14 protein-coding genes are annotated in these 18262 nt (G+C 67.1%); 9 read left to right on the forward strand and 5 right to left on the reverse strand.

The genetic code is table 11. The features are described from left to right. Positions 1-117 precede the first annotated feature (117 nt). A complete protein-coding gene (locus ACODS4_RS22385) occupies positions 118-1353 on the forward strand; it encodes a hypothetical protein (protein ID WP_488867708.1) in 1236 nt (411 codons plus the stop codon). Here ACODS4_RS22385 and ACODS4_RS22390 read toward each other — a convergent pair. Then, on the reverse strand, positions 1311-2783 hold the full coding sequence (locus ACODS4_RS22390; RefSeq protein ID WP_488867710.1) for an aminotransferase-like domain-containing protein: 1473 nt from the start codon (positions 2781-2783) through the stop codon (positions 1311-1313). The genes ACODS4_RS22385 and ACODS4_RS22390 overlap by 43 nt on opposite strands. A gap of 119 nt (positions 2784-2902) precedes the next feature. On the opposite strand from ACODS4_RS22390, the gene ACODS4_RS22395 reads away from it, so the two are divergent. After that, positions 2903-3763 (forward strand): DMT family transporter, encoded by an 861-nt coding sequence (locus ACODS4_RS22395; RefSeq protein WP_488867712.1) that lies wholly within the window; start codon positions 2903-2905, stop codon positions 3761-3763. Here ACODS4_RS22395 and ACODS4_RS22400 read toward each other — a convergent pair. Further along, positions 3760-4413, reverse strand: a complete 654-nt coding sequence (locus ACODS4_RS22400) for a response regulator transcription factor (protein ID WP_488867714.1) — start codon at positions 4411-4413, stop codon at positions 3760-3762. The two genes, ACODS4_RS22395 and ACODS4_RS22400, sit on opposite strands and share 4 nt — an antisense overlap. Positions 4414-4538: 125 nt before the next feature. Beyond that, positions 4539-5393: an SIS domain-containing protein gene (locus ACODS4_RS22405; protein WP_488867716.1), complete on the reverse strand. Its 855-nt coding sequence runs from the start codon at positions 5391-5393 to the stop codon at positions 4539-4541. A 212-nt stretch (positions 5394-5605) separates the two neighbouring features. Here ACODS4_RS22405 and edd point away from each other — a divergent pair, with 212 nt between their 5' ends. After that, on the forward strand, positions 5606-7456 hold the full coding sequence (gene edd, locus ACODS4_RS22410) for a phosphogluconate dehydratase (RefSeq protein ID WP_488867718.1): 1851 nt from the start codon (positions 5606-5608) through the stop codon (positions 7454-7456). A gap of 60 nt (positions 7457-7516) precedes the next feature. On the opposite strand, the gene ACODS4_RS22415 is transcribed toward edd, so the two are convergent. Both ACODS4_RS22415 and ACODS4_RS22420 read right to left on the reverse strand, forming a co-directional pair. Further along, the gene (locus tag ACODS4_RS22415; RefSeq protein ID WP_488867720.1) at positions 7517-9556 is read right to left on the reverse strand and encodes a hypothetical protein; all 2040 of its coding nucleotides are present in this window, start codon (positions 9554-9556) and stop codon (positions 7517-7519) included. Between the two features lie 171 nt (positions 9557-9727). Then, a complete protein-coding gene (locus ACODS4_RS22420; RefSeq protein WP_488867722.1) occupies positions 9728-10159 on the reverse strand; it encodes an RbsD/FucU family protein in 432 nt (143 codons plus the stop codon). Between the two features lie 261 nt (positions 10160-10420). Here ACODS4_RS22420 and ACODS4_RS22425 point away from each other — a divergent pair, with 261 nt between their 5' ends. From ACODS4_RS22425 to zwf, 6 genes are all read left to right on the forward strand, one after another. Next, positions 10421-11677 (forward strand): ROK family transcriptional regulator, encoded by a 1257-nt coding sequence (locus tag ACODS4_RS22425; RefSeq protein ID WP_488867724.1) that lies wholly within the window; start codon positions 10421-10423, stop codon positions 11675-11677. A 45-nt stretch (positions 11678-11722) separates the two neighbouring features. Continuing rightward, the gene (locus ACODS4_RS22430; RefSeq protein ID WP_488867726.1) at positions 11723-13276 is read left to right on the forward strand and encodes a sugar ABC transporter ATP-binding protein; all 1554 of its coding nucleotides are present in this window, start codon (positions 11723-11725) and stop codon (positions 13274-13276) included. Between the two features lie 126 nt (positions 13277-13402). Then, positions 13403-14437 carry an ABC transporter permease subunit gene (locus ACODS4_RS22435; RefSeq protein ID WP_488867728.1) on the forward strand — a complete coding sequence of 345 codons (1035 nt, stop codon included), beginning with the start codon at positions 13403-13405 and terminating at the stop codon, positions 14435-14437. A 138-nt stretch (positions 14438-14575) separates the two neighbouring features. Beyond that, the gene (locus ACODS4_RS22440) at positions 14576-15511 is read left to right on the forward strand and encodes an ABC transporter substrate-binding protein (RefSeq protein ID WP_199721014.1); all 936 of its coding nucleotides are present in this window, start codon (positions 14576-14578) and stop codon (positions 15509-15511) included. 118 nt (positions 15512-15629) lie between these two features. Further along, positions 15630-16631: a PfkB family carbohydrate kinase gene (locus ACODS4_RS22445; RefSeq protein WP_488867730.1), complete on the forward strand. Its 1002-nt coding sequence runs from the start codon at positions 15630-15632 to the stop codon at positions 16629-16631. 8 nt (positions 16632-16639) lie between these two features. Then, positions 16640-18151, forward strand: a complete 1512-nt coding sequence (gene zwf, locus ACODS4_RS22450) for a glucose-6-phosphate dehydrogenase (protein ID WP_488867732.1) — start codon at positions 16640-16642, stop codon at positions 18149-18151. Positions 18152-18262: the final 111 nt, after the last annotated feature.

Genomic DNA, 18262 nt, shown 5'->3' on the forward strand with positions numbered 1-18262 from the left:
CCGCCGCAGCCTGAGGGTGGCGCCGCGCCGTTTTGCACGCAGACGTGCAGAGACTTTGAGATTCTTTTAAACTTTCCCGTTTAGGTTTGTTGCCAATCCAACCGGGGGGCGGCGGGCATGAGCGGTGTTTTCAGCGTTCTGTCGGATGCGCAAAGCGGCATGTTCCGCATGCAGCAGGCCAAAAAGCCCTGGGAAAAAGAGATTGGGGCGAAGGACGCGCTGGGCCAATTGGCTGAAAAGGCGTCGAAGGCGGCGCAGTCCTTTCAATTGTCGCCCAAGCAGCAGAGCGACCACGCCACCGCGCAGGCGGCGTTGGAGGAGGCGCGTCGGATCGGCGGCCCCAAGGCTTCCGCCGAACAGAAGTTGGAACAGGTCGAACGCAAGATCGAAGATCTGAAACGGATGATGCGGTTCGCCCAGGGCGACCGCAACAAGCTGGCGCAATTGGCGCGCGAGGCCGCTTTGCTGGCGCGCGAGGCCGGGCGGGCGGCCAAGGAGTACGCCAGCGGCGTCGCGGCGGCGGCGGAGATGGGCTTGCCCGGCGGGGCGGGCGCCATTGGGACGACGGAAATCACCCGCACCACCACTGTGACCACGCTGACCGTTCAGCACACGGCGCTGTCTTTTTCCCTGAAGGTGACGACGACGGCGGGCGACAACGCGGCGACCACCCCCGAACAGCCGACGATGGTCCAGCCGGAACCGACGCAGGCGGCGTTCCCGAGCCTGGACGCCCCAATGGACGCCCCAATGGCAATGGACGCCCCAATGGGCGAGGCGGCGCCGAGCGGGGCGGACGACGAGAAAGCAGGGGCGTCGGATGCGAAGGATGATGATTTGCCGCCGGAGTTGGCGCGTTTGGTGGATGGCGCGTTGTCCGGCTTGCGTGGCGGCGACGGTCTGATTCCCGGCAATCGGCGGGACAGCGCGCACGCGGCGATGCAGAGCCTGATGACCGACAATGACCTGAAAATGTCCCGCTACAAGGAGGCCGACGCCTTCGGGCAGCGGGTCGAAAAGGTGTTGCGCGTCGCCAAGCGCGCGTTGAGCGACGCAAAAATCGCCAACGAGCAGGAGGAATCCGAAAAGCGGCGGAAGGAGAAGCGGGAAGAGTTCAAGGTCGATGAGAGAATGATCGACGCGGCGCAAAAGGAGGTCAACAATTTGCGCCAGGCCGCCTTCGGTTCCAGCGTCACCGTCGCGTCCTTGCTGGGCGGCGCCGACAACACGAGCGGGCAGGGGCCGGAGGCGACCGACGTCGGCGGCGTCAGCGACGCGCTGTCCGGCGCGGTCGCCGCGCAGGCGGTTCCTCAACCCGACGCCGGAGCGGGCGCGGTCAATCTGCTGGCGTGATCGCCCGCTTTGTCGGCGACGGGCGGAGTGGCCAGGATGCGGGCCAGCGTCTCGTAAACGCGCGGGTTTTCCATTTGCGCGACGTTGAAGCGCATGAAGCCGCTCGCCGATTGGGAGACGCTGAAGACGTTGCCCGGCGCCAGGATGAGCGAGTCGCGCAGCGCCGCCCGCGCCACCGCCGCCGCGTCGCGGCCATCGGGCAATCGGCACCACAGATGCGGGCCCCCGCGCGGCGTCAGCCAGGGCCGCACGCCAAGAATGTCCAGTTTGCCCGCCGCTTCGCGCCGCGCCCGCGCCAACCGGCGGTGCAGGCCGTCCAGATGCTTGCGGTAGCTGCCGTCGCTCAAGGCCGCGACGATGATTTCGGCGGCGACCGGGCTTGGACCGCCGAAATTGGTGGCGACTTGCAGATCGACCAGCGCCTCCAGCCAATCCGGCCTTGCGGCGACGTAGCCGCAGCGGATCGACGCCGACAGGGTTTTGGAGAAGCTGCCAATCCGAATGACCCGCGACAACCCGTCCAGGGCGGCCAATCGTGGCGACGGGGTCGGCTCGAATCCGGCGAAGATGTCGTCTTCGACGATGACGAGGTCGTGGGCCGCAGCGGCGTTCAGCAGCGTGTGGGCGGTTTGCGGCGACAGAGTCGCCCCGGTCGGGTTGTGCAGCGCGGAGTTGGTGATGTAGAGGCGGGGGCGGTGCTGCGCCAACGCCTGCGCGAACAGCGCGGGATCCGGCCCGGTCGGGGTGAAAGGCACGCCGACGATGCGGACCTGATGGGCGCGCAACAGGGCCTGAAAATTGAAATAACCCGGATCATCGACGAGCGCCGTGTCGCCGGGGCGCAGCAGGAACCGGCAAATCAGGTCGATGGCCTGGGTTCCCGACAAGGTCAGCAGGATCTGATCGGGGCCGACCGCCAGCCCTTCGTCGGCGAATTGGCGGGCCAGCAACCGACGCAGAGCGAAGGAGCCGCGCGCGCCGCCATAATCCGCCAGCACGGACTCGTCGGCGCGGGCAAGGTGGCGCAGCGCGCGCCGGATCGCCGCCTGCGGCATCCAATCGGCGGGCAGCCAACCGCAGCCGGGCTTGAGCATTCCGGCCCCGGCGTCGAGCGATTGCCGGGACACCCAGAAGGGATCAATCGCCCGATCCAACCGGGGTTCGACCGCCGCCACCGCGAGCGGCGCCGCGCCGCCCGCCACGAAAAAGCCGGAGCCGGGGCGGGCGCGGATCACCCCGTCCGCCGCCAGCCGGTCATAGGCCTCCACCACGGTCGAGGGCGACACGCCCATGACGTCGGCGAAGCGGCGGATCGAGGGCAGCTTTTCGCCTGGGGACAGCGCGCGACCGGCGATTTTTCGGCGGATCGCGTCCATCACCGCGCCCGTCCGTGTCTTTGCCCGCTGCTCCATCGCTTGGCTCTCCGTCATCCGTATCGCTTCAGTCAGCCATACAGTTTGGTGAAATTGTATGGGACTGTCGCTGTCGGGGCCAGCGCCGTTCACGCTAGCATCCCCCGCGTCGAATGAATCCAACCAAGGATGATGGGATGCGGGCGCGGACGGATGGGTGGTGGAGCGGCTTGTGCGGCGTGGTCATTTTCAGCGGGTCGCTGCCCGCCACGCGGCTTGCGGTCGGCGGGTTCGATCCGCTGTTCCTGACCTCGGCGCGGGCGGTGATCGCCGCTCTGTTGGGGGCCGCCCTGCTGTGGGCGTTGCGGCAAACCCGTCCGGGGCGCGGCGATCTGGCGTCGCTGGCGGTGGTGGCGCTGGGCGTCGTCGTCGGTTTCCCGCTGCTGACCGCGCTGGCGCTTCAGCGCGTGACGTCGGCCCATTCGGTGGTTTTCATTGGGTTGTTGCCGCTCGCAACCGCCATTTTCGCCGTGCTGCGCGGAGGCGAACGGCCAAAGCCGATGTTTTGGCTGTTTTCAGGGTTGGGAAGCCTCTGCGTCGCCGGATTCGCCCTGTTTCAGGCGGGCGACGGGTCGCTGGACGGCGATCTTATGATGGTTTTGGCGGTTGCGCTGTGCGGGCTTGGCTACGCCGAAGGCGCGACCCTGTCGCGGCGGCTTGGCGGCTGGCAGGTCATTTCCTGGGCGTTGGCGCTGGCGTTTCCGGTCATGGCGGCGGTGGCGCTAGCGACCTTGCCCGTTGCCTGGAGCGGGGTGGACCGCGCGGCCTGGGCCGGGTTGGCCTATGTCTCCGTCTTCAGCATGCTGATTGGTTTCGTCTTCTGGTATCGCGGTCTGGCGCTGGGCGGCATCGCCGGGGTCGGCCAGTTGCAATTGCTGCAACCCTTTTTTGGGCTGGCGCTGGCGGGGCTTCTGCTTGGCGAACCCGTCGCATGGACGATGGTCGCCGCGACGGGATTGGTCGTTCTGTGCGTCGCCGGGGCCAAACGCTTCGCTTAACGTTTGTCGGTCAGCACGCGGTTGGCGATGACCACCGCTTGGGTGCGGCTGTAGACCTTCAGCTTTTGCAGGATCGCCGAAACATGCGCCTTCACCGTGGTTTCGGTGATGCTGAGGTCGAAGGCGATTTCCTTGTTCAGTTTGCCGGTGCCCAGCAATTCCAAGACCCGCAATTGCTGAGCGGTCAGGGTGGCGATGCGCCGGGCGATGTCGGCGGTTTCGGCGTCTTCGGCGACCTCCTCGGCCAACGCCTCCTCGCTTTGCGGCGGCAGGTAGATTTCGCCGTTCAGCACATGGCGCAGGGCGGCGGCGATGGCGTCGCGCGGGGTGGATTTGGGGATGAAGCCCGCCGCGCCGCTGTCGATGGCCTCGCGCACCATCCGCCGCTCCTCATGCGCCGACACCATGACGACGGGGGTCGCGGGGAAGCGCTGGCGCAGCGTGCGCAGTCCGTTCAAGCCGTTCATGCCCGGCATGTTGACGTCCAACAGCACAAGGTCGAAATCCTCAGCCCCGCCCTGCAACGCGGCGATCACAGCGTCCAGGCTGTCCGCCTCCAGCACGCTGCTGGCTTGGCAGGAATAGAGGACGGCGTTGCGCAGGGCGTCACGCACCATCGGGTGGTCGTCGGCGATCAAAATCCGGGTCATGGCAACCGCTGCGGTGTGCGGACTGTTGTGTCAACGAATTTGTCGCACGGACCGTCCGGCGCGTCCAGTGCGACGCATACGTCAACCGAAGCGTGAAACGGTCGGGCGGTCGGGTCGCGGGTCGCTCAGCGGGTGCGGCTGGCGTTGATCGCCGCCTTGACCTTGGCCAGATGCTGGCGGGCCGGGTCGCCCAACCGCAGGGCCACCCCGGTGGACAGCACGTCGATCAGGGTCAGATGCACCAGCCGGGAGGCCATCGGCGTGTACATTTCGGTGTCTTCCACCGGCAGGCTGGCGATTGTGACCGTCGCCAACCGGGACAGCGGCGAGTCGGGCGCGGTGATGGCGACCACGGCGAGGCCCTGCGCGCGGGCGGCGGCGGCCAGATCGTTCACGGCGCCGCTGCGCCCGCTGTTGGACAGGGCCAGCAGCAGGCCGTCCGTTCCCAAATTCAGCAGCAGCATCCGGGCCAGCACCGGATCGGAGCAGGGTTGCGCGTTGGCGCCAAAACGCAACAGCTTGTGGGCGGCGTCCTGCGCCAGCGCCCCCGACGCGCCGATCCCGACGCACAGGATGCGCGGGGCGTCGGCCAGCCGGGCGATGGCGTCGCCCAGCGCCGAATCGTCCAGCGCGTTGGCGGCGGCGGTCAGGGCGGCGGCGCTCGATGAAAAAATTTTTCGCGCCAAGACGCTGACGCTGTCGTCGGGCGCCACGTCCTGGCTGACATAGGGGGTGCCGCCGCGCGCCTGGCACTCGGCCAGCCGCAGCTTGAAATCGGGGAAGCCGCCGCAACCGACGCTGCGGCAAAAACGGACGACCGTGGCTTCGCTGACCTCGGCCCGGTGGGCCAGCGAGGTGACGTTCAACTCCAACACCGCGCGCGGGTTGTCCAGCACCAGATCGGCCACCTGCGCTTCGGAGCGTTTCAGCGTGGGCCGCAGACGGCGGATGTCTTCCAGGATGTTGATCGGGTGGGGCATGGGGCCGACGGTGTGAGGCGAGCGGATGATGGGTGGATGAGCCAGCAGTATGGCGATGGTTTTCACCAAAGGCGAGAAAGCATCGTGAAATTCGGCAAAATCCACCAATTTGTGAAAATTTTTTTCTTAACAGAAGAGCGGAGTGGGCGTATGGTTGGCCCTGTGAACCATCGCGCCCTTCCAGCGGCCCCTCCAGCGGTTGAGTCGTCAGCATGAGCAAGCCCCTGCATTCCGCCACTCTGAACGCCGTCGTCGCCCGCGTCACCGACCGGATCGCCGCGCGCAGCCGCGACAGCCGCAGCGCCTATCTGGCCCGTCTGGAGGCGGCGAGCGCCACGCCGCGCCGCGAAAAGCTGGGCTGCGCCAATCTGGCCCACGCCTTCGCCGCCTGCTCGGCCACCGACAAGGAGGGGCTGCGCGGCGGCGTCAAGCCGTCCATCGGCATCGTCACAGCCTTCAACGACATGCTGTCCGCCCACCAACCCTATGAACGCTATCCGGCGGTCATCAAGGAGGCGGTGCGCCAGGCGGGCGGCGTCGCCCAGGTGGCGGGCGGTGTTCCGGCCATGTGCGACGGCGTGACGCAAGGCTATGAGGGGATGGAGCTGTCGCTGTTCAGCCGCGACGTGATCGCGCTGGCCACCGGCGTCGCCCTGTCGCACGCCACCTTCGACGGCGCGCTGTGCCTTGGCATTTGCGACAAGATCGTGCCCGGTCTGATGATCGGCGTGCTGTCCTTCGGTCATCTGCCGACGATCTTCGTGCCCGCCGGGCCGATGCCGTCCGGCCTGTCCAACGCCGACAAGGCCAAGGCCCGCCAGCTCTACGCCCAGGGCAAGGTCGGGCGCGAGGAACTGTTGGAAGCCGAATCGCAATCCTATCACGCGCCCGGGACCTGCACATTCTACGGCACCGCCAACACCAACCAGATGCTGATGGAGATCATGGGCCTGCATCTGCCCGGCGCCAGCTTCGTCAACCCCAACACCCCGCTGCGCGAGGCGTTGACCGAGGAGGCCGCGCGCCGGGTCGTGGCGATGACCCAGCCCGGCGGCGGCGCGCCGATTGGGCGGATCGTCGACGAACGCGCGATGGTCAACGGCATCGTCGGCCTGCTGGCCACCGGCGGTTCGACCAACCACACCCTGCACATCCCCGCCATCGCGGCGGCGGCGGGCATTCAGTTGAATTGGGAGGATTTCTCCGACCTGTCGGCGGCGGTGCCGCTGCTGGCGCGGGTCTACCCGAACGGCTCGGCGGACGTGAACCGCTTCCACGCGGCGGGCGGCATGCCCTTCATCATCGGGCAATTGTTGGACGCCGGGCTGCTGCACGCCGATGTGGCGACGGTGTGGGGCGATGGCGGCCTGGAGGCCTACCGCGCCATGCCGGAGGTGAGCGACGGCGGCGCGCTGTCCTGGCGCGCGCAGCCTACTGAACAGAGCGGCGACCCGAGCGTCGTCGCCACCGTCGCCGCCCCCTTCGCGGCGGAGGGCGGCTTGCGGGTGCTGACCGGCAATCTCGGGCGCGGCGTCATCAAGGTGTCGGCGGTCAAGGCCGAACACCGCGTGGTCGAGGCTCCGGCCCGCGTCTTCGACAGCCAGGAGGGCGTGCAGGCGGCCTTCCGCGCCGGGGAGCTGGACCGCGACGTCGTCGTGGTGGTCCGTTATCAGGGGCCGGGCGCCAACGGGATGCCGGAACTCCACAAGCTGACGCCGCCCTTGGGCGTGCTTCAGGACAAGGGGTTCAAGGTCGCGTTGGTGACGGATGGGCGCATGTCGGGCGCGTCGGGCAAGGTTCCGGCGGCCATCCATGTGACGCCGGAGGTCAAGGGCGGCGGCCCGCTGGGCCGGGTGCGCGACGGCGACCTGTTGCGGTTGGACGCCGAGGCCGGGACGCTCGACGCGCTGGTGGACGCGGCGGAGTGGGACAGCCGGGGCGCGCCGCCGCCCGCCAGCGAGGACGCTGGGCATGGCTGTGGCCGCGAGCTGTTCGGCCTGTTCCGCAACGCGGTGAGCGGCGCGGAGTCCGGCGCGTCGGTGTTCGGCTTGCTGGGCCGTTGAAAAAGCAAAAGGGCGGTTCCGGTTGGAACCGCCCTTTTTCGTTGGTTCACGGTCTTTGGCTCAAGACGTGGGGGCATCCGGCCAGTGGATGGTTTGGGCGATCGCGTCGCCCAGCGTGACGTAGCTTTCCAACTGGAATTCGTCAAAGAACTGGTCGGCGGTGCTCTGGTTCGGGAAGGGGGAATTCCCCGCCGCGTAGCCGTAAACGTCGGCGGGCAGGGCGTCCACCATGGTCAGCTTGATGTAGACAAGCCGTCCTTTGGATCCGTCGGGGTAGGCGATCACCCCCTCGATCCAGCCGCGTTCCGCGACGCTCACGCCGGGGAAATTGACCGATGGCCGTTCGGGGCGCAGATCGGCCAGATTGCCGCCCGGCCCGCCGGGAAAGCTGATGTCGGCGGCGAAATCAGCCCGCGCCTTTTCGATCAAGGCGGCCAGATCGGCGAATCGGTAGGTCGGGTCGGCGGCGCCGTCGACGGCGACGATGGTGCGGACCCGTCGGCGAATCAGCTCATACAGGCCGGTGTTGTCAAAATGCCCGCCGTCGCTCAGCATGTGAAACCACGCCGAACGGTGGAAGCCGCCGCCGGTCAGCGACCGGAAGCCGGGAACCAGATAATTGCCGTTCGTCATGGGTTTTTCCGGGTTGCTGACCCAGTAACCCAGTTGCAGGCCGAACAGCGACAGCAGGAACGACACCGCGCCGTTGCGCAGGATGCTGGGCTGCGCCCCCGGCCCGACATGGGCGTTGACCGCCGCGCCGGAAATCGCCACGGCGGTGGCCAGCGTCAAGCCGTCGCGCCCGCCCCGGCCCATGATGTCGCTGGTGGGAAACCAGCCGGTGGAGGCCGAACCGGAATGGATCGGCGTCAGCACGTAATTGTCGCCGCCGCGCCCGCGCACCTGGGTGTTGGGCGAATCGATCAGGATGACGTTGGTGTTGAGCAGGTGGAACGGGCGTTGGTCGAAGCCGGTCAACGGCGCGCCGTTCGCCTCGGTCGCGGCGGTCCATTCCTGGGCGGCGACGGCGTCGGCGTTGGGCAGGAAGGCTTCCATCAGCCGGTCTCGGTACATGCGGTGCAGCGACATCATGTTGAGATCGGCGATCCAGCCGGTCAGCAGCGCGACGGCGAGCAGAAGCAAGGCCCCCCACAGCGGCAGTTTCAACGAGACATCATAGGCGACGAGCAGAACGCCGACCACGGCCAGCGCGGCGGCGACGGGGGCCAGCGCGCCGATCAGCGGGGACGTCGGCGCGTTGGTCGAGGGTTGGGAGTCGTCTTTCGTCGAACCGCTGAGCTTGGCGGCGACCGACACCAGCCAACTGACGGCGACCGACACGCCGCCCAGCCCGGCCCCGGCGAAATCCTGGCTGATGTAGTCGGCCAGAAGGACGTCCACGGCGGCGCGCAAAGAGGGCAGCAGGCCGATGACGATCAAGCCGACCGCGCCGCCCAGCGCCAACCCGCCCCAGTGCTGCCAACCCAGCCGCCAGAGGTAGCGGCGTTTGGCGACGACGTCGGCGGTGACGCCGGTGGCCAAGGCGTAGACCAGGGCGGCGAGCGCGAAGAAAGCCGCGATGGCGACCGCCCCCCACAGCGCGCCGGTCAACCCGACGCCGCCGGGCAGACAAGTGGCGAGCATTTCCAGGGCATACAGCCCGACGGTCAGCAGGCCGCCATAGACCAGCAAATTGATGAGCACGGTGCGCAAAACCACCGCCGCCATCGCGGTGGCGGTCAGGCGCCGCCCAGGGTCGAGGTAATGGCCGTGGGAGCGCAAACGGGCGAGGTAATCGTCGAACTGGTCCAGCTTGCCCTGGCGGATGAGCCAGGTCAGCGCCGATCCCGCGTAACCGCCGCCCGACACGGTGGAGAGATAATCAAACGCGCCAACCCGCCCGTTGCGGCGCAACGCCTTGATGACCCCGAGACAGAAGGAGGCGGAGCGGATGCCGCCGCCCGACAGGGCCAACCCGACCAGCGGGCGTTCCGTTTCAGCCTCCGCGCCGGACTCGGCGCGATGCCGACGGATGGAGTCCTGTTCGTCCCGGTAGGTTTTCGAATCGAGAAAGGCGTCGCGTCCGCTGCCAACCACCATCGTGCATCCCCTGTTCCAAAGATTGCGGCGGCGTGGGAGTGCCGATCATCAAATTGAATGACGATGGGGATATGCTACCAATGAAATCGAGAGCCGCAAGAAATAGGCGCAAAAAACCTCTGCGCCTGATTTCTCTCTCGTGATGGGCGGTTGGCGACGTTGGTGTGCGCCTCAGTTCGGGCGAACCACCCCCTTGCGCAGCACGATGTTGCCGTACAGCCGCCGCTCGCCCGAGGCGACGAGGGCGTAAGCCGTTTTGACGCGGGCGTAGAAGGCGTCGCCCTGCAAGGGAACCAGGGCAATGGACGGCTCATGCCGGGCGACCATGGCGGCCAACTCGGTCATCACCGGCTCGACCCGATCCGGTTGGTCCTTGATGCCGGGGCGGAAGGCGCTGTGTTCGACGAAATCATCCAGCGGCATCACCGACAAAATGGCGTCCACGATGGCCGGAGCGTCGGCCCCGTCCAGCCGCACCAACCGCTTGGCGTCGGTGTCCGCCGGGTAGTTGGCGTCCACCACGGCGATTTCGTCGCCATGGCCCATGGCGCGCAGAATTTTCAGCAGATCCGGGCCAAGCAAGGGGTTGATCCCTTTCAACATGGCGTCATCTCCCTAGGCATAAGTTGTTCGCCACCCCCTGCGTCAGCAACCTTTGAGTCGGTTGACCGGGGCGTTCAGCAATGAGTGCGACGTTAGCGCGCGGCTTGGCGCAGTTCCAGAAAATTAAATCACCATGAATTACTTATTGACCGAGGATGGTTCGTGTGGGAGATTGTCGTCAAGACGTTCACCCGGTCACAGGGGCCGCAAGGTCCGCTACAGTGGCCGCATCACGGATGAACGATCAGGGAGGGTGCCGGGGTGTCCTACGTCTCTTACACGAACAGCGCGGCGGGAAGCGTGCTCAGCACTGGGACCGGCAACGGCCAGGGCAGCAACTCCGTCAATCTGCGCCTGTTCAACGAGCGTGTGATCCTCAACGCCTTGCGCCGTTTGGGGCAGGCGTCGAAGGCCGATCTCTCCCGGTCAGTCAGCCTGACCAGCAACACCGCCGGCGTGATCGTCAAGGAATTGGAAGAGCGCGGTTTGATCCGCAGCGAAGGCAAGCGGTCGGGCGCTCGTGGGCAACCCGCCACCCTGCTGTCGCTGAACCCGGAGGGGGCCTACTCCATCGGGGTGAAGGTCGGACGCCGGTCGGTCGACACGCTGCTGGTCGATTTTCGCGGCCATGTCGTGGAGCGCCGCCATCACGAGCGCGATTTTCCGATGCCCGAAGAATCCCTTGCGCTGGCGCTGAACGACATCAAAGCGATGCGCGCCGCGCTGCCGATGGACGGGCAGGGGCGGATGGCTGGAATCGGCGTCGCCACCCCGTACGACATGGGAAGCTGGCGGCGCGAACTCGACATCCGGGTCGAGGATTACAAGGTGTGGAACGACGTGGACATCGCCGCCCAATTGGGCGAGGCGACCGGCCTGCCGGTGTTCCGCGAGAATGACGGCACCGCCGCCGCCGTCGCCGAAATGTTTCGCGGCTGCGGGCGGGAGCTTCAGACCTTCGTCTATCTCTTCATCGGCTCGGCCATCGGCGGCGGTTTGGTGATGAACGGCGATTACTATCGCGGCGTGACCGGCAATGCGGGCGACATCGGCTTGATGCCGGTCGGGCCGTCGCGCCTGTCCACCGCGCCGCGTCCGACGCACAGTTGCGACATTCTGCTGACGCGGGCCTCAATCAACTCGCTGATCCGCCATCTGCGCGGCAACGGCGTGGACATCACGATGCGCAGCGAGCTGGAGCGCGCGATCCCGCTGCACCCGGCCCTGGTCGGGGAATGGCTGGACGACGCCGCCGACGCCTTGGTGATGCCGCTGCTGTCGGCGGCCTGCCTGTTGGACGTCGAGGCCATCGTCATCGACGCCGATCTTCCGATGGAGGTCCGGCGCGATCTGGAAGCGCGTTTGAACACATGCCTGAGCGACGCCGTGCCGGAAGCCCGACGACCGCCGCCGCTGCGGCTCGGCCAGGTCGGGCGGCAAGCGGCGGCGTTGGGGGCGGCGATCCTGCCCCTGCATCTCAATTACAGCCCAAGCCGGGAGATTCTGGTCAACCAATAGACCGGCGTCGAACCCGTCACCACGATCAGTCATCGGGAGAGAAACATGGGTGCGACCGCCTTGCGCGCGCCAACGATGGACGTGCGCCCGCCGATCCTCGAAATGCGTGGAATCTCCAAGACGTTTCCCGGCGCCAAGGCGTTGCGCGACGTCCGTCTGGACGCGCGGTCGGGTGAAATCCTGGCGCTGATGGGAGAGAACGGGGCGGGAAAAAGCACCCTGATGAAGGTGCTGTCGGGGGCCTATCAGGCCGATCCCGGCGGCGAAATCCTGATCGACGGCGCGCCAGTGCAGGTCACGAATCCGCAGGTCGCCCGTGACCACGGCATCGCCATCATTTATCAAGAGTTGTCGCTGCTGCCCAACCTGACGGTGGCGGAAAACATCTTCTTCGGTCGTGAACGCTCCCGCCATGGGGTGATCGACCGCGCCGGAATGCGCGAGGATTGCCGGGGCGTGTTGCAGCGGCTGGGGGCGACCTTCGGCCCGGCGACGCTGGTGCGCGACCTGTCCATCGCCGAACGGCAGATGGTCGAGATCGCCCGCGCCCTGCACACCAAATCCAAGCTGCTGGTGATGGACGAGCCGACGACGACCCTGTCGGCGCGGGAAACCGACCGTCTGTTCGCCCTGATGCGGCAATTGCGCGGCGAAGGGCTGGCGATCATCTACATCAGCCACCGGATGGACGAGATTTACGCGCTGTCCGACCGGGTGGCGGTGCTGCGCGACGGGTCCTACGTCGGCACGCTGGAAAAGCACGAGATCAGCGCCGAACGGCTGGTCCGCATGATGGTTGGCCGCGATCTGGCCGGTTTTTACAAGCATGACCACCAGACCAGCCGAGCGCCGGGTCGCCCGGTGTTGGAGGTCGAGGGTGTGACGGACGGCGGCCGCCGCGTCCATCCCGCCAGCCTGACGCTGCGGTCGGGCGAGGTTTTGGGATTGGCCGGTCTGGTCGGCTCCGGTCGCACGGAGTTGGCGCGTCTGATTTACGGCGCCGACCCGTTGGTCGGCGGCGCGGTGCGCATCGACGGGGTGGCCTTGACGCGGCCCACCCCGGCGGGCGCCCTCGCCGCCGGTCTCGCCTATCTGACCGAGGATCGGAAGGCGCAGGGCCTGTTCCTCGACATGTCGGTGCAGGACAACATCAACTTTTACGTCTGTGGCGGCGACGCCCGTGGCGCGGGCGTTCTCGACCGCAGCCGGGCCAAGCAACGCGCCCTGGACGCCATCAAGGGGCTGGGCATCCGGGTGGACCGTCCGACCACCAACGTCGGCTCGCTGTCGGGCGGCAACCAGCAAAAGGTGCTGCTGTCGCGCTGGCTGGAGGTCGGCCCCCGCGTGCTGATCCTGGACGAGCCGACGCGCGGCATCGACATCGGCGCCAAGGCCGAGATTTACCGGACCATCGATCAGCTCGCCCGCAACGGCGTCGGCGTTCTGGTGATCTCCAGCGAATTGCCCGAACTGATCGGCATCTGCGACCGCATCCTGGTGATGCGCGAGGGCCACATCATGGGCGAGGTCGGCGGCGACAGCGGCACGGCCATCAACCAGGAAAACCTCATGGCGCTGGCCACCGGCGTCACGCTCTGACCCGCGCCGCCGGGAAAGCCCGGCGGGCGGCGAGACACCATCGCATCGCGACGAACACCGCAGCCCGCAGGGTTGACGGAAGGCCGGCGGTCATCAACAAGCCGGCGCTGGAAGGAGGGCACCACCATGATCGCCAAGTCGGCCATCAAAACTACCGAATTGAAGACGGCGGACGCCGCCAACGACGACGCGGCCCAGGCCGCCGCCGCCGCCCGGCGCCAGAAGATCCGCGCCATCGTGCAAGTGGTCGGCATGCTGCCGGTCCTGATTTTGATCTGCGTCGCCTTCGATCTGGCGACCGGCAAGTTTCTGACCGCCCGCAACATCGCCATCGTGGCGCAACAGGCCTCCATCAACATCGTGCTGGGCGCGGGCATGACCTTCGTCATCCTGACCGGCGGCATCGATCTGGCGGTGGGCGCGGTCCTGGCGGTGTCGGCGGTCACGGCGGTCGCCTTGTCCACCACGGGGCTGGCCTGGGCGGCGATCCCGCTCGCCCTGCTGAGCGGTCTGATTTTGGGCGCGTTGAACGGCAGCCTGATCGCCTTTTTCCGTCTGCCGCCCTTCATCGTCACGCTGGGGGCGATGACGGCGGTGCGCGGTCTGGCCCGGTTGCTGGGCAACGACACCACGGTTTTCAACGCCGACCTGCCTTTCGCCTGGATCGGCAACGAGTATCTGTTCGGGGTTCCCTGGCTGGTGGTGATCGCGCTCGCCGTGATCGCGCTGAGCTGGTTCATCCTGCGCCGGACGGTTCTGGGCGTGCGCATCTACGGCGTCGGCGGCAACCCGGACGCGGCCCGTCTGTCGGGCATCAAGGTCTGGGCGGTGCTGATGTTCGCCTATTGCGCCTCGGGCGTTCTGGCGGCGCTGGGCGGGGTGATGTCGGCGGCCCGCACCTATTCGGCCAACGGCGCCCAGCTCGGCACCGGCTATGAGCTGGACGCCATCGCGGCGGTCATCCTGGGCGGCACCAGCTTCGTCGGCGGCATCGGCACCATCTTCGGCACGCTGATCGGCGCGCTCATCATCGCGGTCCTGTCCAACGGTCTGATCCTGATGAACGTCACCGAAATCTGGCAGCTCATCATCAAGGGGCTGGTCATCGTCGGCGCCGTGGCGCTGGACCGCTACCGCAACAAGGGCAGCGCCCGGACCTAAATGGACGGCGCCCCCTCACCGAACACCCGCATGACCGCCTACGGCGTCCGGTCTGCGGGGTGGGTCAGACGCCCGAACGCTTCCGCACACCACTGTCAAAACGCGCGTCCAAGCGCTCAAGAACTGGAGGAATCTCTCGTGTTGAAGAAATCCCTGCTGCTGGCCACCGCCGCCCTGCTCGCCACCGCCGCCCCGACCATGGCCAAGGACTTGAAGTCCATCGGCGTCACCGTCGGCAATCTCGGCAATCCGTTCTTCGTGCAGATCGTCAAGGGCGCCGAGGCCAAGGCCAAGGAACTGGGCGGCGCGAACGTCAAGGTCACGGCTGTGTCCGCCGATTACGACCTGAACAAGCAATCGACCCAGATCGACAATTTCATCGCGTCGGGCGTCGACATGGTTCTGGTCAACGCCGCCGATCCCGAGGCGATCGCCCCGGCGATGGCCCGCCTGAAGGCCGCCGGCATCATCGCCGTGGCCGTGGACGTGGCCGCCAAGGGCGCCGCCGCCACCGTCACCACCAACAACGTCGAGGCGGGCGAGAAGGCTTGCAAGTATATTTCCGACAAGCTGGGCGGCAAGGGCAACGTCATCATCATGAACGGCCCGCCGGTGTCGGCGGTGGTTGACCGCGTCAACGGCTGCAAGGCGGTTCTGGGCAAGAGCGCCGGGATCAAGATCCTGTCGGACAACCAGAACGCCAAGGGGTCGCGCGAAGGCGGTCTTGAGGTCATGATCGGCTACCTGACCGCCTTCGACAAGGTCGACGCCGTGTTCACCATCAACGACCCGCAGGCCATCGGCGCCGACCTCGCCGCCAAGCAGTTGAAGCGGACCGGCATCATCATCACCTCGGTGGACGGCGCGCCCGACATCGAAGGGGCGTTGAAGCAGCCGGGCAATCTGGTCGAGGCCTCCTCGGCTCAGGATCCCTTCGCCATGGCCCAGAAGGCCGTCGATGTCGGTTATCAGTTGATGCAGGGCAAGGCCCCGGCCCAGCCCGTCACCCTGATCCCGTCCGATCTCATCACCCGCGACAACGTCGGCCAGTACAAGGGCTGGACGTCGAAGTAAGTCTGTCTGCGTAGCGCCGTCTGTTCGTTCTCTCTCCTGAACTGCCTCCGCGCCGTCGGCGACGGCGGAGCGGAGGCAATTTTTTCTCCGACACCCTCTTTGCAAGGACCGCATCGCCATGTCCATCGCCACGCTGCCGGAGACGGTGACGGCCCGCCAGATCCGCGCGATCTGCATGGGCGAGGTGTTGATCGATTTCGTGCCCACCGTGACCGGCACCGATCTGGCCACGGCCCCCGCCTTCCAGAAAGCGCCGGGCGGCGCTCCGGCCAATGTGGCCGTTGGTCTGGCGCGGCTGGGGGTTCCCAGCGCCATGATCGCCAAGGTCGGCGCGGACGGCTTTGGCCGCTTTCTCATTCAATCGCTGATCGACGCCGGGGTTGACGCGACGCTGGTCCGCCAGGATCCGGCGAACCGCACGCCGTTGGCCTTCGTCTCCCTGGCCGAAGACGGCGACCGCGAATTTCTGTTTTACGGCGAGCCGTGGGGCAATCTGGTTCCGGCGGATCTCGATCTGGCCGCCATCGGCGCGGCGGATTTGCTGCATTTTGGCTCTCTGGCGCTGATCGGCGACGGGCCGCGCGCGGCGACCTGGGCGGCGGTGGACGCCGCGCGGGCGCAGGGCCGCATGGTCTCCTTCGACGCCAACCTGCGGCTTGACCTGTGGCCCGACGCCGACGCCGCCCGAGCCGCGATCCGCGAGGGAGTCGCCCGCGCCACCGTCGTTAAACTGAGCGACGAAGAGCTTGAATTTCTGACTGGATCCACCGACGCCGTTGTTGCTGGGCGGACGCTGTGGCACGATGCCGCACAGGCGTTGGTGGTGACGCACGGGGCGAAAGGCTGCACCTGCTTGACCAGAACCGATCATGTGCGCGTTTCCGGCTTTTCCGTGCGCCCGGTGGACACCACCGGGGCGGGGGACGCCTTCGTCGCCGGGTTCCTGTCAGGCTTGCTGACCAGACCGAACGCGCCGTTGGCCGATGTCTGCCGCTTCGCCAATGGGGCGGGGGCGTTGGCCACCACCCAGCGCGGGGCCATTCCGGCCATGCCGACCCGCGAGGCCGTGTTGAGCCTGATGGCATCCCAACCCGCCGCAACCGAAAACACCGAAAGCTGAGAAGACCGATGTCGCATCCCCGCATTGTCGCCGCGCCGCCGTTGCCCGCCTTCGATTACACGGTGTTTGGCGGCACCGGCGATCTGGCCCTGCGCAAGCTGCTTCCGGCCCTGTATCTGCGTGATCGGGCGGGGCAGGTGGCGGCGGGCAGCCGGATCATCGCCGTCTCGCGCAGCGCGCTTGATCCGGCGGAATACCGGGCGAAGGCCGACGCGGCGGTGCGCCGCCACGTCGCCGCCGATGAGTTGGACGAGGAGTTGATCGCACGTTTTCTCGCGCGCCTGGATTACGTCTCGGTGGACGCGACGTCGAGCGAGGGCTGGAGCGATCTGGCCGGACGCTTCGCGGGGCGCGGGGACGGGCCGGTGCGGATCTTCTACCTCGCGACCTCTCCCAGCCTGTTCGGGCCGATTTGCGACCGGCTGAAGGGCGCCGGGCTGGTGACTCCGGCGGCGCGCGTCGTGCTGGAAAAACCGATTGGCCGCGATCTGGACTCGGCCCGCGCGATCAACGCGCAGGTCGGCGCGGTCTTCGCCGAATCCCAGATCTACCGCATCGACCATTATCTGGGAAAGGAGACGGTGCAGAATCTGTTGGCGCTGCGCTTCGCCAACTCCCTGTTCGAGCCGCTGTGGAACGCCAACCACATCGACCATGTCCAGATCACCGTCGCCGAAACCGTCGGCGTCGAGGGGCGCGGCGATTATTACGACCATTCCGGCGCGCTGCGCGACATGGTGCAGAACCATTTGCTGCAACTCGTCTGTCTGGTCGGCATGGAATCGCCGGTCTCGTTGGCGCAAGAGGCGGTGCGCGACGAAAAGCTCAAGGTCCTGCGCTCCCTCAAGCCGATGGGGGTTGAGGATGTCGGGGCCTGCACCGTGCGCGGGCAGTACCGCGCGGGCGCGGTCACGGGCGGCGCGGTTCCGGCTTACGCCGACGAACCCGGCATTCCGGCGGGCAGCGGCACGGAAACCTTCGTGGCCCTGAAGCTGGAAATCGCCAATTGGCGGTGGGCCGGGGTGCCGTTCTATCTGCGCACCGGCAAGCGTCTGCCCGCCAAGATGTCGGAAATCGTCATCCAGTTCCGTCCCATTCCGCACTCGATCTTCCCGCAATCGGCGGGCGAGTTGCAAGCGAACCGGCTGATCGTCCGTTTGCAGCCGGATGAGAGCATCCGTTTGCACCTGATGGCGAAGGAACCCGGCCCCGGCGGCATGCGCCTGCGACAGGCGCCGCTGAATCTCAGCTTCGCCGAAACCTTTGGCTCCCGCTTCCCCGACGCGTATGAGCGGCTGCTGATGGACGTCGTGCGCGGCAACCCGACGCTGTTCATGCGCCGTGACGAGGTCGAAGCCGCCTGGGCCTGGGCGGAAACCATCCTGGAAGGCTGGAAGTCCCGCCGCGACCAGCCCAAACCCTACATCTCCGGAACCTGGGGGCCGTCTCAGGCCATCGCCCTGATCGAACGCGATGGTCGCACTTGGCACGAAGATGAACTGCCCAACGCCGCCTTTTGAGCGGCCTTCCGAAAAATGCATTACGCCTGAAAAAAGGAGTTGCGTGGTGAAGTCTGCCCGCCTATAAAGCGCCTCCCGACGCGAACAGCGCCGACGCGGTCCGAACGGAGC

The sequence above is a fragment of the Azospirillum sp. FG154 genome (assembly GCF_057809575.1).

What these genes read in the sequence shown, in the direction of transcription:
- ACODS4_RS22405 (WP_488867716.1), bottom strand. Translation starts at nt 5,393, where the DNA reads ATGCCCCACCCGATCAACATCCTGGAAGACATCCGCCGTCTGCGGCCC.
- ACODS4_RS22415 (WP_488867720.1), bottom strand. Translation starts at nt 9,556, where the DNA reads ATGGTGGTTGGCAGCGGACGCGACGCCTTTCTCGATTCGAAAACCTAC.
- ACODS4_RS22390 (WP_488867710.1), bottom strand. Translation starts at nt 2,783, where the DNA reads ATGACGGAGAGCCAAGCGATGGAGCAGCGGGCAAAGACACGGACGGGC.
- ACODS4_RS22430 (WP_488867726.1), top strand. Translation starts at nt 11,723, where the DNA reads ATGGGTGCGACCGCCTTGCGCGCGCCAACGATGGACGTGCGCCCGCCG.
- zwf (WP_488867732.1), top strand. Translation starts at nt 16,640, where the DNA reads ATGTCGCATCCCCGCATTGTCGCCGCGCCGCCGTTGCCCGCCTTCGAT.
- ACODS4_RS22420 (WP_488867722.1), bottom strand. Translation starts at nt 10,159, where the DNA reads ATGTTGAAAGGGATCAACCCCTTGCTTGGCCCGGATCTGCTGAAAATT.
- ACODS4_RS22400 (WP_488867714.1), bottom strand. Translation starts at nt 4,413, where the DNA reads ATGACCCGGATTTTGATCGCCGACGACCACCCGATGGTGCGTGACGCC.
- ACODS4_RS22445 (WP_488867730.1), top strand. Translation starts at nt 15,630, where the DNA reads ATGTCCATCGCCACGCTGCCGGAGACGGTGACGGCCCGCCAGATCCGC.
- edd (WP_488867718.1), top strand. Translation starts at nt 5,606, where the DNA reads ATGAGCAAGCCCCTGCATTCCGCCACTCTGAACGCCGTCGTCGCCCGC.
- ACODS4_RS22395 (WP_488867712.1), top strand. Translation starts at nt 2,903, where the DNA reads ATGCGGGCGCGGACGGATGGGTGGTGGAGCGGCTTGTGCGGCGTGGTC.
- ACODS4_RS22435 (WP_488867728.1), top strand. Translation starts at nt 13,403, where the DNA reads ATGATCGCCAAGTCGGCCATCAAAACTACCGAATTGAAGACGGCGGAC.
- ACODS4_RS22385 (WP_488867708.1), top strand. Translation starts at nt 118, where the DNA reads ATGAGCGGTGTTTTCAGCGTTCTGTCGGATGCGCAAAGCGGCATGTTC.